Annotated in this window: 11 protein-coding genes; 6 read left to right on the top strand and 5 right to left on the bottom strand. The window is 63.4% G+C overall.

From position 1 onward, the window contains the following. Nucleotides 1-40: 40 nt before the first annotated feature. Nucleotides 41-1,003 (bottom strand): LysR family transcriptional regulator, encoded by a 963-nt coding sequence (locus ASD52_RS09620; protein WP_057224015.1) that lies wholly within the window; start codon nucleotides 1,001-1,003, stop codon nucleotides 41-43. A 108-nt stretch (nucleotides 1,004-1,111) separates the two neighbouring features. Here ASD52_RS09620 and ASD52_RS09615 point away from each other — a divergent pair, with 108 nt between their 5' ends. The 3 genes from ASD52_RS09615 to ade all read left to right on the top strand — a co-directional run bounded on the left by ASD52_RS09615 (nucleotide 1,112) and on the right by ade (nucleotide 6,240). Further along, the gene (locus tag ASD52_RS09615) at nucleotides 1,112-2,914 is read left to right on the top strand and encodes an adenine deaminase (protein ID WP_057207529.1); all 1,803 of its coding nucleotides are present in this window, start codon (nucleotides 1,112-1,114) and stop codon (nucleotides 2,912-2,914) included. A 59-nt stretch (nucleotides 2,915-2,973) separates the two neighbouring features. Then, nucleotides 2,974-4,377, top strand: a complete 1,404-nt coding sequence (locus ASD52_RS09610; RefSeq protein WP_082523592.1) for an NCS2 family permease — start codon at nucleotides 2,974-2,976, stop codon at nucleotides 4,375-4,377. Nucleotides 4,378-4,449: 72 nt separating this feature from the next. Then, nucleotides 4,450-6,240, top strand: a complete 1,791-nt coding sequence (gene ade, locus ASD52_RS09605) for an adenine deaminase (RefSeq protein ID WP_057207528.1) — start codon at nucleotides 4,450-4,452, stop codon at nucleotides 6,238-6,240. A 71-nt stretch (nucleotides 6,241-6,311) separates the two neighbouring features. Here ade and ASD52_RS09600 read toward each other — a convergent pair whose 3' ends face one another. The 3 genes from ASD52_RS09600 to ASD52_RS09590 form a co-directional block, all read right to left on the bottom strand. Next, on the bottom strand, nucleotides 6,312-7,445 hold the full coding sequence (locus tag ASD52_RS09600; RefSeq protein WP_225906401.1) for a serine hydrolase domain-containing protein: 1,134 nt from the start codon (nucleotides 7,443-7,445) through the stop codon (nucleotides 6,312-6,314). Between the two features lie 5 nt (nucleotides 7,446-7,450). Continuing rightward, nucleotides 7,451-9,049 carry an ABC transporter substrate-binding protein gene (locus ASD52_RS09595; RefSeq protein WP_057207527.1) on the bottom strand — a complete coding sequence of 533 codons (1,599 nt, stop codon included), beginning with the start codon at nucleotides 9,047-9,049 and terminating at the stop codon, nucleotides 7,451-7,453. A gap of 90 nt (nucleotides 9,050-9,139) precedes the next feature. Next, on the bottom strand, nucleotides 9,140-10,303 hold the full coding sequence (locus ASD52_RS09590) for an FAD-binding oxidoreductase (RefSeq protein ID WP_234907948.1): 1,164 nt from the start codon (nucleotides 10,301-10,303) through the stop codon (nucleotides 9,140-9,142). 116 nt (nucleotides 10,304-10,419) lie between these two features. On the opposite strand from ASD52_RS09590, the gene ASD52_RS09585 reads away from it, so the two are divergent. The 3 genes from ASD52_RS09585 (at nucleotide 10,420) to ASD52_RS09575 (ending at nucleotide 13,263) form a co-directional block, all read left to right on the top strand. Beyond that, the gene (locus ASD52_RS09585; protein WP_025428323.1) at nucleotides 10,420-11,043 is read left to right on the top strand and encodes an XRE family transcriptional regulator; all 624 of its coding nucleotides are present in this window, start codon (nucleotides 10,420-10,422) and stop codon (nucleotides 11,041-11,043) included. Between the two features lie 235 nt (nucleotides 11,044-11,278). Beyond that, nucleotides 11,279-11,956: an FCD domain-containing protein gene (locus ASD52_RS09580; protein WP_057224013.1), complete on the top strand. Its 678-nt coding sequence runs from the start codon at nucleotides 11,279-11,281 to the stop codon at nucleotides 11,954-11,956. Then, the gene (locus ASD52_RS09575) at nucleotides 11,953-13,263 is read left to right on the top strand and encodes an MFS transporter (protein ID WP_025428321.1); all 1,311 of its coding nucleotides are present in this window, start codon (nucleotides 11,953-11,955) and stop codon (nucleotides 13,261-13,263) included. Before ASD52_RS09580 ends, ASD52_RS09575 begins: the two co-directional genes overlap by 4 nt. A 34-nt stretch (nucleotides 13,264-13,297) precedes the next feature. Here ASD52_RS09575 and ASD52_RS09570 read toward each other — a convergent pair. Further along, nucleotides 13,298-14,084, bottom strand: a 787-nt coding sequence (locus ASD52_RS09570; protein ID WP_057224011.1) for an electron transfer flavoprotein subunit alpha/FixB family protein, incomplete at its 5' end; no start/stop codon positions are given.

The following is a 14,084-nucleotide window of genomic DNA, read 5'->3' as shown; positions in this document are numbered from 1 at the left end:
TTCGGCCCATGTCACCCTGGAATTCAGCGAGGGCGCCGCGTCAGCGGATCGCACGATTCGACGGCATGCTGACTTTCTCCACGTAGTAGCGCGGAATGCCTGTGCGCTCCCGGTCGCGATAAAAGTCGATGCAGAATTCGACAAAGGCCCTGAAGCGCTTCGACACGTGCCGCCGGCGCGAATAGATCAGGTTGATCGCCGTTTTCGGCGAACTCCATTCGGCCAGAACAGGCTGAAGCAAACCCGCTTGCCGCTCCGTCTCCACGAAGAATTCCGGCAGATAGGCGATGCCCTCGCCGGCAACCGCGAAATACTTGATCGTCCAATAGTCGTTGGTGGTGCAGGTTGCCGCCGGCAGCAGATCGATCTCGGCATCGCCGTCGCGCGTCAGATACCAGGATTGCAGGCGTGTCTGCTGGCGAAAGACGAGCCCGCGATGGCCGGCGAGGTCGTCGGGCTTAAGCGGTGCGCCGTGCCGGGCGATGTATTCGGGGCTCGCAACGAGACCGTAAGATGAGACCGAGAGCCGGCGACTGATGTAGTCGACATCTGATGGTTCGCCCCAGTGAAAGATGCCGTCGAGCGCCTGCTCGGTGACCTCGGAGAACGGTTGCCGCGAGCTCAGAAAAACGACGTCGAGATTGACCTGCGGATATTGCTGGCGAAATGCGTAGAGCAGTTCGGATGTGATCGTCGTGCCGAATTCGCCGGTCGAGCCGACGCGCAGCGTGCCCGCTACCTCCTGCCGCATCTCGGCCATCGCCGTTGCCGCATCCTCGCAATTCGACTGGATGAGCCGGGCATAACGCAGGAACTCCGCTCCGGCGTCGGTCACATGCAGCTGATGCCCCTCGCGCACGAAGAGTTCGATGCCGAACTCGTCCTCCAGCTGCCGGATCTTGTGGCTGAGGGTCGATTTCGGCAGCCGATACAGGCGGGAAGCCGCTGAAATCGAACGGGAATCGGCAACTTTCACGAAGCAGTCGAGAAGCGAGAGATCCATTTTTCGTCCAAAATCCTGTACGATATGTCCGATAAATACGCCATTTCGGCCCATTGTACAAACGAAACCAAACTGGGAATATTCGGCGACGCTAAGGGAGAGGTTTCAGTGAGCAATATCAGAGAATTCATCCGGGCAGCCTCGGGCACCGGCAACAAGGCCACTTTGGCGATCCGCGGCGGCAGGCTCGTCAACGTCGTATCGGAAGAAATCTACCAGGCCGATGTCGCGATCTACGGCGAGCGGATCATCGCCGTCGGCGACATCTCCGTTTATGTCGGGCCGGAAACGAAGATCGTCGACGCCACGGGCAAATACCTGGCGCCCGGCATGATCGACGGCCATCTGCATGTCGAATGCTCGAAGATGTCGCTAACGAGCTTCGCCAAGGCGGTCGTCCCGCTCGGCACCACGTCGATCGTCACCGGGCTTGACCAGATCATCGTCGTCGGCGGGCCGGCGGCGGCGCGTGAATTCCTCGACGAGGCCAAGCAGACACCACTCAAGGTCTTCTGGGGCGCGCCCTGCAAGACGCCGTACACCATGCCGCGTTCGACCGTCGGGCACTATTTCAGTCCTGCCGATCACCAGGCCACCCATCACTGGCCGGAATGCGTCGGCATTTGGGAAACCGTGCGCGAGTTCATCCAGGAGGAAGACCCCGACGTGCTGGCGGCGCTCGAGCTTGCCGAAAAGAGCCGGCTCCCGGTGCTCGGCTGCTGCCCGATGACGCGCGGAGCGCGCCTCAACGGCTACCAGCAGTCCGGCGTGCGCGCCGACCACGAAAGCTATTCGCCGGAGGAAATGCTCGAAAAGCTCAGGGCCGGCATGCATGTCGTCGTGCGCGAATCCTCGATCTCCCACTTCCTCTCCGACAATCTGCGCATCGTCACCGAAATGGGCGTCAAGGCCTTGCGCCGCATCAGCTTCTGCACCGATGACGTCGTTGCCAGCGACATTCTCAAGCGCGGCCATCTCGACAATATGGTGCGCATGGCGATCGCCATGGGAATCTCGCCGATGGCGGCGATCCAGATGGCAACGATCAACGGCGCCGATGCCCTTCGCATCGACGACAAGGTCGGCTCAATCTCGCCGGGTCGCGCCGCCGACATCCTGCTCGTCAACGACCTGCGCGAGTTCAGGATCGATGCCGTCATCGCCAAGGGTGAGGAAGTCGCGCGTGACGGCCGCATGGCCATCGAACTGGTGCCGCCGCCGCGCAGCGCCGCGCTATTGACTTCGATGAAGGTCGCGCCGCTCGAACTCGACGATCTGAAGCTGCGTTATGACGGCCCCGGCGACAGCGCCGCTGCCATGGCGATCGCCGTCACGCCGGAAAAGATCTTCGTGCGCACCCGCCGCGATGTCACCCTGCCAGTCAAGTACGGATGCGTGCTCGCCGACCCGGCAAAGGACATCCAATATGTCACCGTGGTCGAGCGCTACGGCAAGACGAAAAACCGACCCGTTGCCTTCACCTCCGGCTTCGGATTGCGCGAAGGCGCAATCGCCAGTTCGACCGCGCCCGACGACAACAACATCATCTGCATCGGCGCCGACCCGGAAGACATGCGGGTCGCCATCAACCACCTGATCGCCAACCATGGCGGCCAGGTGGTGGTCAAGGACGGCAAGGTCGTCTCCTTCCTGCATCTGCCGATCGGCGGCATCGTCTCCGATATCGAACCATCGGAAATGGCGGCGCTGGAGGAGGAACTGGACGATGCGGCGCGCGGGCTCGGCTGCACCCTGCCATGGCCGTTCATGTACATGTTCGTGCTTCAAATCACCGCGATCCCGGAATATGCCATCACCGATCTCGGGGTCGTCGATTGCGTCCGGCTCAAGGTGATCTCGCCGCTCGCCGGGAACGGCGGCGAGGAAGCGCGCGCCGCAGCAGCAGAGTAAAGCCTTGGAAGGGGTCGGCATCGCCGGCCCCTTCCTCATTTCAAAAAAAGGGGAACAAAATGAACTACCAACCCAAGGGCGTTGAGCCGGCGTCAGGCCAGGCACAAGCCTCCTGGCTCGCCAGCCTGCTTGACCGCTACTTCCAGATTTCCAAATTCGGCTCGACCATTCGAACCGAAATCCTCGCCGGGCTGACCACCTTTCTCGCCGCCTCCTACGTGATCGTCGTCAACCCTTCGATCCTGTCCCACGCCGGCATTCCGTTTTCGGCCGGCGTAACGGCGACCGTACTCGTCAGCTTCATCGGCAGCTGCGCCATGGGGCTCTATGCGCGAAGCCCGATCCTGGTGGCGCCGGGCATGGGCATCAATGCGCTGTTTGCCTATACGATGGTTGTCGGCGCCAAGGTACCGCTGGAAATCGCGCTGGGCTGCGTCTTCTGGGCCGGCGTGCTCTTCACCGTCATGGCCTTCTTCAACCTGCGCCAGACGATCATCGAGGCGATCCCGGTCGACCTGCGTTATGGCATCGCCTGCGGCATCGGTCTGTTCATCGCACTGATCGGCTTCGAGAATGCCAAGTTCATCATCGCCAATCCGGATACGATCGTCGGGCTGACGACGTTCAACCCCGTAACCCTCACCTTCATTGCCGGCTTCATCCTGACGGTCGCGCTGGTGGTCCGCAAAGTTCCCGGCGCGATGATGGCCGGCATGATCCTCACCACCATCCTCTCCATCCCGATCGGCCGCTGGTGGGGCGACGGCAGCGCGTTTTCGCCGGATACGCCTGATGTGCATACACTGGTCAATTGGAGCGGCTTTTCCGCGGCACCGGATTTCAGCTTCATCGGCCAGATCGACCTCGTCGGCGCCTTGAGCCTGATCTACCTGCCGTTCATCTTCGTCTTCCTGTTCACCAATTTCATCGAGGCACTCTCGACCTTCCTCGGCCTTGCCGAAGCGGCTGACCTCAAGGACGAGCAGGGATTGCCGCGCAACATCAAGCAATCCATGCATGTCGACGCCGTCGCTGCGCTGATCTCCGCACCGCTCGGCACCAGCCCCGCCACCGTCTATCTGGAATCGGGCGCTGGCATTGCGCAGGGCGGCCGTACCGGGCTTGTCGCCCTTGTCGCCGGCCTGCTGTTCGTGCCGTTCCTGTTCCTGTCGCCGCTGTTGTCGCTCGTTCCGGCCGTGGCAACCGCGCCCGTTCTGATCCTCACCGGCCTCTTCATGTCCGAGCCGATGAGCAAGATCCGCTGGACCGACATCGACGAAGCGATCCCGGCGTTCCTTGCCATCGTGCTGATCCCGCTGACATTCTCGATCACGCTCGGGCTGTCGCTCGCAATCATTGCCTATGTGCTGATCAAGCTGGTCTGCGGGCGGGCGGGCGATGTAAAACCGGTCATGTGGTTCGTCGCCCTCTTGGCGGCAGCGCTCATCGCCCAGACCCAGTAAACCTGTCGGCGCCTCCTTTTTACTCAGACGTCAAAGGGGGCGCCGACATCGTCTCCATTGAAGGAAACTGTCATGCTCCAATCCTGGTCGAGGACCGCACCCGAGCTCGTCGACGTCGCCATGGGCCGTGCGCCGGCGGACCTCGTCATCCGCAACGGCAAATGGGTCAACGTCTATTCCGGCGAGATCATTCCGCACACCGACATCGCGGTCAAAGCCGGCCGCTTCGCCTATGTCGGGGCCGACGCCAGCCATACGATCGGTGAAGGCACCAAGGTCGTCGACGCTGCCGGGCGTTATCTCGTGCCGGGGCTCTGCGACGCGCATATGCATGTCGAAAGCGGTCTCGTCACCGTCACCGAATTTGCGCGCGCCGTCATCCCGCACGGCACGACGACGATGTTCATCGACCCGCACGAGATCGCCAACGTGCTCGGCCTGGCCGGCGTGCGGCTGATGAACGACGAGGCGCAAAGCCTGCCGATCAATGTCTACGTGCAGGTGCCGAGCTGCGTGCCGAGCGCGCCCGGGCTCGAGACGGCGGGTGCTGAACTCTCGGCCACGGACGTGGCCGAAGCGTTGAGCTGGCCGAACATCATCGGGCTTGGCGAGATGATGAACTTTCCTGGTGTCGCCTTTAACGATCCCAAGATGGTCGCAGAAATCGCGGCAACCCAGGATGCGCGGCTGACCGTCGGCGGACACTATGCTTCGCCGCATCTCGGCCGGGAGTTTCACGCCTACGCCGCTGGCGGCCCGGCCGACGATCATGAAGGAACGACCGTCGAGGACGCGATTGCCCGCGTCAGACAGGGCATGCGTGCGATGTTGCGGCTCGGCTCAGCCTGGTTCGACGTTGCCGCCCAGGTCAAGGCGATCACTGAAGCCGGCGTCGATCCGCGCAACTTCCTGCTCTGCACCGACGACAGCCACTCCGGCACGCTGGTCCACGACGGCCACATGAACCGGGTGGTTCGCCACGCCATCGCCCAAGGGCTGAAGCCGATCACCGCCATCCAGATGGCCACGCTCAACACCGCCCAGCATTTCGGCGTCGAGCGGGAACTCGGCTCGATCGCACCAGGACGACGGGCCGACCTGATCATCACGTCGGACCTTGCTGCCCTGCCGATCGAGATGGTGTTTGCCCGCGGCGAACTGCTGGCAGATTCCGGCGCCTTGGTGCGCGATATCCCGCCCTTCGTTTATCCGGAAAGCGCCCGCAACACCGTGCACCTCGGCAAGACGCTCAAGGCCGGAGATTTCGACATCGGGCTTAACAGCACCGCGACCCGCGCGCGGGTCCGGGTGATCGGCGTCGTCGAGAACCAGGCGCCGACGCGTGCGCTTGAAGCCGAGCTTTCGGCGGCGGGCGGCATCATCGAGATGGATCGCGCCCAGGACGTCTGCCAGATCGCGCTGGTGGAGCGTCATCGCGGCACCGGCGACGTCGTCAATGCCTTCGTCTCCGGCTTCGGCTATGACAGCGATTGCGCGGTTGCAAGCACCGTGGCCCACGACAGCCACCACATGATCGTCGTCGGCACCAACAAGGACGACATGGCGAAAGCCGCGAACCGGCTGCACGAGGTCGGCGGCGGCATCGTGGTGATCAAGCACGGCAAGGAGCTTGCACTGGTTGAACTGCCGGTCGCGGGGCTGATGTCGGATCAGCGTGCCGAGATCGTGGCGGACAAGGCCGCGGCACTAGTCGAAGCGATGCGCGTCTGCGGCTGCCGGCTGAACAACGCCTACATGCAGCATTCGCTGCTGGCGCTCGTCGTCATTCCCGAACTGCGCATCTCCGACAAGGGGCTGATCGACGTCCGGACCTTCGAAAAGGTCGACGTCCTCATTTCATAACAATGCTGTCAAAACGCTCGACCGCCCGAACGGGCGGTCGAGCTGATTTCGAGACGTGATCGCCAGCGGGCTTAGCTGTCCATGATGATGCCGATTGCCTGATCGAGCACTTGATGCAGACCGCTGGCGTAAAAGGACATCCGGTAGCCCGAGCCCACATTGCTGGTCATGGCGATTGTCAGACCCGATTTCGGCTCGTGCTGCATCACGGTAACATAGCCGGGGATGCTGCCCTGGTGGCCATAGACGAGCCGATCCGCGTAGCTGCTCTGGAACAGCCCCGCCCCGGTCTCGCGCATCCGCGTACCGGGAAAGCTAACGGCGACACGGCTTTCGCTCATCTCCCGGAACATTCCGTCCGCCAGCAACTTGCCGCCAAACAGCGCCCGAATGAAGGCGATCATGTCGCCGGGCGTCGAGACCATGTCGCCGCAGCCATAGGCCGCCGTGAACGGAAACGAATCCGATGAATCCTGCAGCGCGTCGGAATAGGGCAGGACGCCGTCCATGCGCCACATCTCGGCTCCGGCAGCGATGCCCGCCCCTGCATCCGCAGCCGGTGGCGGTCGGTGGTAGTAGCCGCGCACCATGCGCTCTTCCGGGAAGCTCTCGGTCGAAGGCGACCAGGTGTTTTCGAGCCCGAGCGGTTCGAGCACCTGATGGCGGACATAATCGCCGAGCGACTTTCCGGTGACCTCTTCGATCAACATGCCGGCAAGCACATAGCCGGTGTTGTTGTAGACGGCCGGACCGCCGGGCGCCGACTGAGTGCCGACCCGAAACGCGAGATCGACGAGTTCGGCCGGCGTCCAGATGCGGTCCGGGGTCATCGGTATGTCGTACTCGAATTCCGGCAACCCGCCGCGATGGTTGACGAGTTGGCGCACCGAAATGGCAGCGGCACCGGGAAGGTCCGGGAACCAGTGCGAGATCGGCGCGCCAAGCTCCACCACACCGCTTTCCGCCAGCTTCATCAGGGCGGCAACGGTAAACGTCTTGGTGCAACTGCCGATCTTGAACAGTTGCGTTGGCGAAACCGGTATCCCCCGCGCCCGGTCGGAAAGTCCCGAGGTCAAGGTGACGGTCTCGCCATCGCCCTGTGAAAAGGCCAGGGAGGCGCCGACGGCACCATCGTTGATGTAGCCTTGAAGCAGTCGGCTTAGATCGGCAAGCGTGACGCCGCCGCTCATTGTCATCTCGTCCATCCGGCTTACTCCGCGATATCGACGTTGGCGAAGTTCTGGCGGCCGAAGGCGTCGAGAACGTAATTTTTCACGCTCTTGCGCACAGGGATCGACACGACGGAATGGGCGATCGGCGCAACAGGCACTTCCGCCTTGAGGATGGCCTGCGCCTTGCCGTAAAGCGCTGCCCGTTCCTTGGGATCGGCGGCGACGCGCGCATCCTGAAGCAACTTTTCAAAGTCGGCGTTGCACCAGCGCGCCCGGTTGGAGCCGCCCTTCACGCCGTCGCAGCTAAGCAGATAGCTCAGCATATTATCCGGATCACCGTTGTCGCTGCTGCCGCCGAGCAGGAAGGCGTCATGCTCGCCCTTGGCGGTGCGGGTCAGATACTCGGCCCACTCGAAGCTGACGATCTCGGTTTTCACGCCGATGGCATTCCAGTCGGCCTGGATCATCTCTGCCATACGGCGGGCGTTCGGGTTGTAGGGCCGCGACACCGGCATCGCCCAGAGCGCGATCGACAGGTCGCCCTCGTGGCCGGCTTCCTTCAAAAGCGCCTTGGCGCCTTCCGGATCGTAGTCGATGCCCGCGTCCTTGGCCGCACCGAGCTGTGCAGGCGGCACCACGCTGCCGGCAACGCTGCCTGCACCCTGATACACGGCTTCCACGATCGCCTGCCGGTTGACCGCCTTGGCGAGCGCCAGGCGGATACGCGCATCACCGAGCGGCTTGTGTTCGACGTTGAAGCCGAGAACGCCGATATTCTGGCCTTCGAGGTTATAGACCGTCACCTCGGGGTCGTTCTTGAGATCGGCGACGGCTCCGGGCGGTGGTGGCGCCGCCACCTGGCACTCGTTCGCCTTCAGCCGGGCGACCCGCACGGTGGGCTCCGGTGTGATCGCAAAGACGAGGGTATCGATCTTCGGCGCACCGTTCCAATAGTCCTTGTTGGCCGCATAGCGAATCTGGCTGTCCTGCGCATAGGCCTCAAGGATGAACGGCCCTGTGCCGACGGGCGCCTGGTCGATCAGCTCCGGGGTGCCGGCTGCGACCATCTTCTCGGTCTGCTCCAGCGAGAGAATGGAGAGGTAGTCGAGCGCAATGCTGGGCAGGAAGGTGACGTTTGCCGACGTCAGTGTGAAGCGCACGGTATGATCGTCCAGCTTTTCGATCTTCTCGATCAACGGCCCAAGCCCAAGCGCGCTGAAGTATTCGTATGAGGCGTTCGAGAGCTTGTGGTACGGATTGTCGGCGTTGCGCTGGCGGTCAAAGGTGTAGAGCACGTCGTCGGCGTTGAATTCGCGTGTCGGCGTAAACTGCGCGTTGGTGTGGAACTTGACGCCATGGCGCAGATGGAAGGTGTAGACCTTGCCGTCTTCGGACACATCCCAGCTCTCGGCGAGCGCCGGCCCGACTTCCGTCGTCCCCGGCTTGAATTCCACCAGCCGGTTGAAAATCGGCTTGGCCGCGGCATCCATAGTCGAATCCGCCGTTCCGATCATCGGGTTGAAGGTCTCGGGGCTCGCCTCCGAGCAGTAGACCAGCGTCTTCGCATAGGCCTGCCCGCCCATGAGGATTGTCGATGCGACGAGCGCGGTGCGCAGAATCAGACGTGTGGATTTCATAGCAAACGCTCCTGGTTGCCTTTGTGTTGACGTCGTAGCGGGGTTCTCCTAACCGCATCGACGACGTTTCGATCTTGATGGTCTATCCGGTCATGGGCCGGCCGGGGAAAGCGACGGGGTGTGCGCCGCCGCCATAAATCGGACGGGTGCCAGCGCACCGAACTCGACGCCGAGGGAGGCGACATCCGCAGGCATCGCGGCATCGCGCAGCAGCGCCGAGGCGATCCGCGCCAGGGTCAGCGACACCTGGAAACCATAACCGCCCTGGCCGCCGAGCCAGAAGAAGCCCGGCAGGCGCGGATCGAAGCCGACGACAGGCGTGCGGTCCGGCGAGAAGGTGCGCAATCCGGCCCATGGCCTTTGCGGGCGGCCGATGCGAAGTTCGGTCGCCTGCTCGATCCGGTCGACCGCGATGGCGACGTCAATATCTTCGGGATAGGCGTCGCAGGGCGGTGAATCCGTTTCATCCGCCAGCGAGCCGATCAGCTTTCCGGCATCCGGCTTGAAATAGAAACGCTCATGCAGATCGACGGCGAGCGGCCATGTGCGCGCGTCGAGCCCCGCGGGCGGGTCGAACATGAAGGCGGTGCGCCGTTTGGGCGAGAACCCGAGCCCCGCCAGCCCTGCCCGCTCGGCGATCACATCGACCCAGGCGCCCGCCGCGTTGACGACCATATCGCCTTCGTAGGAGCCGGCCGAAGTCACCACTTGAAAGCGGCCGGAAATACGGGAGATCTGCAGCACTTCCTCGCCCGAAATGACAGTCCCGCCAAGCGCCTTCAGAGCGGCGGCCGCGGCATGGACCATCTTGCCGGTGTCGATATCGAGAGCGCCGGGCTCGTAGACGCCGCCGCACGTGGTATCGGCACGAATGACGGGAATAAGCACGCTGACTTCGTCTGCCGAAAGCCGCCGGACGCTGGGCACGAGCGCCTGGTACTTCTGCGCCAGTTCATCGACCATCGCATCGTCGTCGCACCCACCGAAATGCAAGGCGCCGCGCACATGCTCGGCAAAGCCGCCATCGACGATGGCCGGCCGGCTGGCAATGGAGAGCGCTCTGACCACCGTGTTGCCGTAGGTCTCGGCAAAAAGCGCCGCCGAGCGGCCGCTTGCGTGATAGCCGAGATGCGCCTCCCGCTCGATGAGGACGACCGATGCCCATTCTTGGACGGCAGCCGCAACCGACAGGCCGGCGATACCGCCGCCAATGACAATCACTTTGGGAGAAGAGGATCCTGAGCGCATAGCCATTGGTAAATTCATTTTCCGATACGGTCAATATTTAGCGTATCGGAAAATTCTTGGCGCTTGTTGCGAGGCGGCCAGAGTTGAACTAGCTAGGTAGATCTCGTTTGCCGGAGAGAACCATGTCGGAACAGCCAAACCTCGGCGATTGCCTGCGGAACCTGAGGAAACATCACGGCTGGACCCTTCAGGACGTCAGCCACCTGACCGGCGTTGCCGTCTCGACCTTGTCCAAGGTGGAGAACGACCAGATGTCGCTGACCTATGACAAGCTGCTGCAGATCTGCGCCGGCCTCGGCGTGCATGTCACCGAATTGCTCAGTGGCGACAGCAAGCAGCCCGCCGCCCGCACGCGCCGCTCGGTAACCTCGGCCACGACGACGCTGCGGCAGCTGACCCGCAATTACGACTACCACTACCTTGCAACCGATCTGGTGAGGAAACGCATGGTGCCGATCCTCGCCCATGCCCGCGCGCGCACGCTTGCAGAGTTCGGTCCGCTGACCCCTCATGCCGGCGAAGAATTCCTGATCGTGCTCAAGGGCGAGATCGAGCTGCATACGGATCAATATGCGCCGGTGCGACTGAAAGCCGGCGAAAGCGTCTATATCGACTCGACGATGGGCCACGCTTATCTCTCGGTCGGCGAAGGCGACGCGGAAATGCTGTGCGTCTGCTCCGGCGACGAGCCGGATATGGAAAAGACGTTGCTCAGCATCACCGACGGCCAGACCACCGATCATTGATCGGCTTCCGTCGAGGATTTAGTCGAAGGAAGTATTTTATCGCTTTGTTCTGTCGACTCCCGATGGAACGCGACAGCCCCACCTCGCGGAGATGCGCGGTCGCCCGACAACAGCCCTCCACCGACCAGCGTCGCCGCGCATTCGGCCGATGTCGCCCCGATTCCACCACAACCAATTGACAGCGACTAAACTCAGACGTATTCGTTAGGTCATCTGATGACTTGATGAGTTTATCATGCAGCCCGTCAATCGAACCAATCTGGCCGACAGTGCGGCCGAAAGCCTGCGCGCCGAGATCCTCAGCGGCCGCTGGGGCGTCGGCGACCGCATCCCGAACGAAACTCTATTGACCGAGCTGTTGTCCGTCAGCCGGGGCACGGTGCGCGAGGCCGTGCGTGTGCTGGTCTCGCAGGGTCTGCTCGACACCCGCCAGGGCTCCGGCACCTATGTGCGCTCGACGGTCGATCCGGCAGGCGCGCTCGACCGTGTCAAACGCGCCGGTCTGCGCGACCAATGGGAGGCGCGCGCCGCCCTCGATGTCGAGGCGGCAAGGCTTGCGGCGATCCGCCATACACCCGCCGACCTCGAACGCATGACCCGGCTGCTGAAGGCTCGCGGCACAGTTGCCGATGGCGGCTACGAGGCCTTCGGCCATCGCGACATCGCCTTTCACAAATCCATCGTCGAAGCCTCCGGCAACCGCGCCATCGTCGGGCTCTACGATTTCTTCACCTCATCGATCCTCGAAACCATTCACTCGACGCTGAAGGGCGACGTGCCGGAACCCGACGAACAGGCCCATGCGGCGATCGTCGCGGCGATCGCCACCGGCGATCCGGACCGCGCCGCGTCCGCCGTTCGCGCCTTCATGGCGCCGGTGCTTCGCGAACTCGACAGGCTTCTTTCGCAATGAACCAGACTTTCCGTGATCCCAATTCCTCGGCCCATCAGGTCGCAGCCATCAACGGTCTCGAAGACCAGCTCATCGACGCCGAAGCCGACAGCGTACCCGAGCCTCAGCCGCCGGTGTTGCCGCGGGGAGCGGCGCGTTTCGTCCTCGGCGCCAGCCTCGTGCTGATCGCCTTCAACCTGCGACCGCTGTTTTCCAGCCTCTCGGTGTTGCTGCCGGAGGTGATGCGCGATACCGGCTTAACGACTGCCGGCGCCAGCCTGCTGACGACGCTGCCGGTGCTCTGCCTCGGCCTGTTTGCGCCGCTGGCACCAAAGCTGGCACAGCGCTTCGGTGCCGAACGCACCCTGCTTGGCGCCTTGGCTCTGCTCGCGCTCGGGACAGTGCTGCGCGGTTTCGGCCCCGTACCGGTGCTCTTCCTGTCGACATTCGCCGCCGGGGCGGCGATCGCCATCGGCAACGTGCTGCTCCCGGGCCTCGTCAAGCGCGACTTTGCCGACAAGGCGGCGATCATGACCGGGCTTTATACAATGGCGCTCTGCGCCGGCGCGGCCGGTGCCGCCGGCCTGACCCTGCCGCTCGAACACGGTGTTACCGGCTCGTGGTCCGGTGCACTCGCCATCTGGGCGCTTCCCGCCTTCATCGTGCTGTTGATCTGGATGCCGCAGGCGCTTGGCAGCAAGGCGCAGGTCAGACACACCGGCTTTCGTGTCGTCGGCCTTTGGCGCGACCGGCTGGCCTGGCAGGTAACGCTGTTCATGGGGCTGCAGTCGGCTCTGGCCTACTGCATCTTCGGCTGGCTCGCCCCCATTCTCAGGGAGCGCGGCTTCGACCCGGCAACGGCAGGCGTCATCGTTTCGGTCTCGATCATGACCCAGGTCGTCACCTGCCTGCTGGTTCCCTCCTTTGCCATCAGGCGCAAGGACCAGCGTGGCATCAATGTCGCGCTGATCGCAGCCGCAGTGATCGCGCTCCTCGGCATTCTGTTCGCGCCGCCGTCGACGGTGATCTTCTGGGCCATTCTCCAGGGCTTCGGCCAGGGCGGGCTGATCGCTGTGGCGATGACGCTCATCGTCTTGCGCTCGCCCGATTCCCATGTCGCCGCCCATCTCTCGGGCATGGCACAAGGCGTCGGCTATGTGCTCGCCGCCATCGGCCCGTTGCTCGTCGGCCTGATCCGCGACTGGACCGGCAGCTTCGACGCAGCCGCGATCCTGTTCGTGACGCTCGGCCTCGGCGCGGCGATCATGGGTTTTGGCGCCGGTCGGGCGCTGCATGTCGGCGCACGCACGATCAGGATCGACGGCTGAACGTCAACGTTCAGCCGTCGTCTCTGAAGTCTCATCAGGATGCCCGTTCCATCTCCGGCAGGGCTTCGAACAGGTCGGCGACGAGGCCGTAGTCGGCAACCTGGAAGATCGGCGCCTCCTCGTCCTTGTTGATGGCGACGATSACCTTYGAGTCCTTCATGCCGGCCAGATGCTGGATCGCACCGGAGATGCCGCAGGCAATGTAGAGATCGGGGGCGACCACCTTGCCGGTCTGGCCGACCTGCCAGTCGTTTGGGGCATATCCGGCGTCGACCGCCGCGCGCGATGCACCGACGGCTGCACCGAGCTTGTCGGCAACCGGCAGGATCACTTCCTTGAATTTTTCCGACGAGCCGAGTGCACGGCCACCCGAGATGATGATCTTGGCCGAGGTCAGCTCCGGACGATCCGACGACGACAGCGCGTCGGCAACGAAGSTCGACAGACCCGGATTGGCCGCAGCCGCGATCGTCTCGASCGAAGCCGAGCCACCTTCGGMRGCSGAGGCGAACGAGGCGGTGCGCACGGTGATGACCTTTTTCGCTTCCGTCGTCTGCACCGTCTGGATGGCGTTGCCGGCATAGATCGGACGCTTGAAGGTATCGGACGAGACCACCTCGGTGATTTCSGAAACCTGGGCAACATCGAGAAGCGCTGCAACCCGCGGCAGGACGTTCTTGCCGACCGAAGTGGCAGCRGCMAGGATGGTGTCGTAATTGCCCGACAGCGAAACGATCAGCGCCGCCAAGGGTTCGGCCAGATTGTTGGCAAGGCTTGCATCCTCGGCCACCAGCACCTTGGCAACGCCGGAAAGCTTGGCC

Origin of the sequence: Ensifer sp. Root142, from assembly GCF_001426785.1 — a bacterium.
GTDB lineage: Bacteria > Pseudomonadota > Alphaproteobacteria > Rhizobiales > Rhizobiaceae > Ensifer > Ensifer canadensis.
The sequence above is the reverse complement of the archived record's forward strand: the minus strand, read 5'-3'. Positions and strand labels throughout refer to the sequence as shown.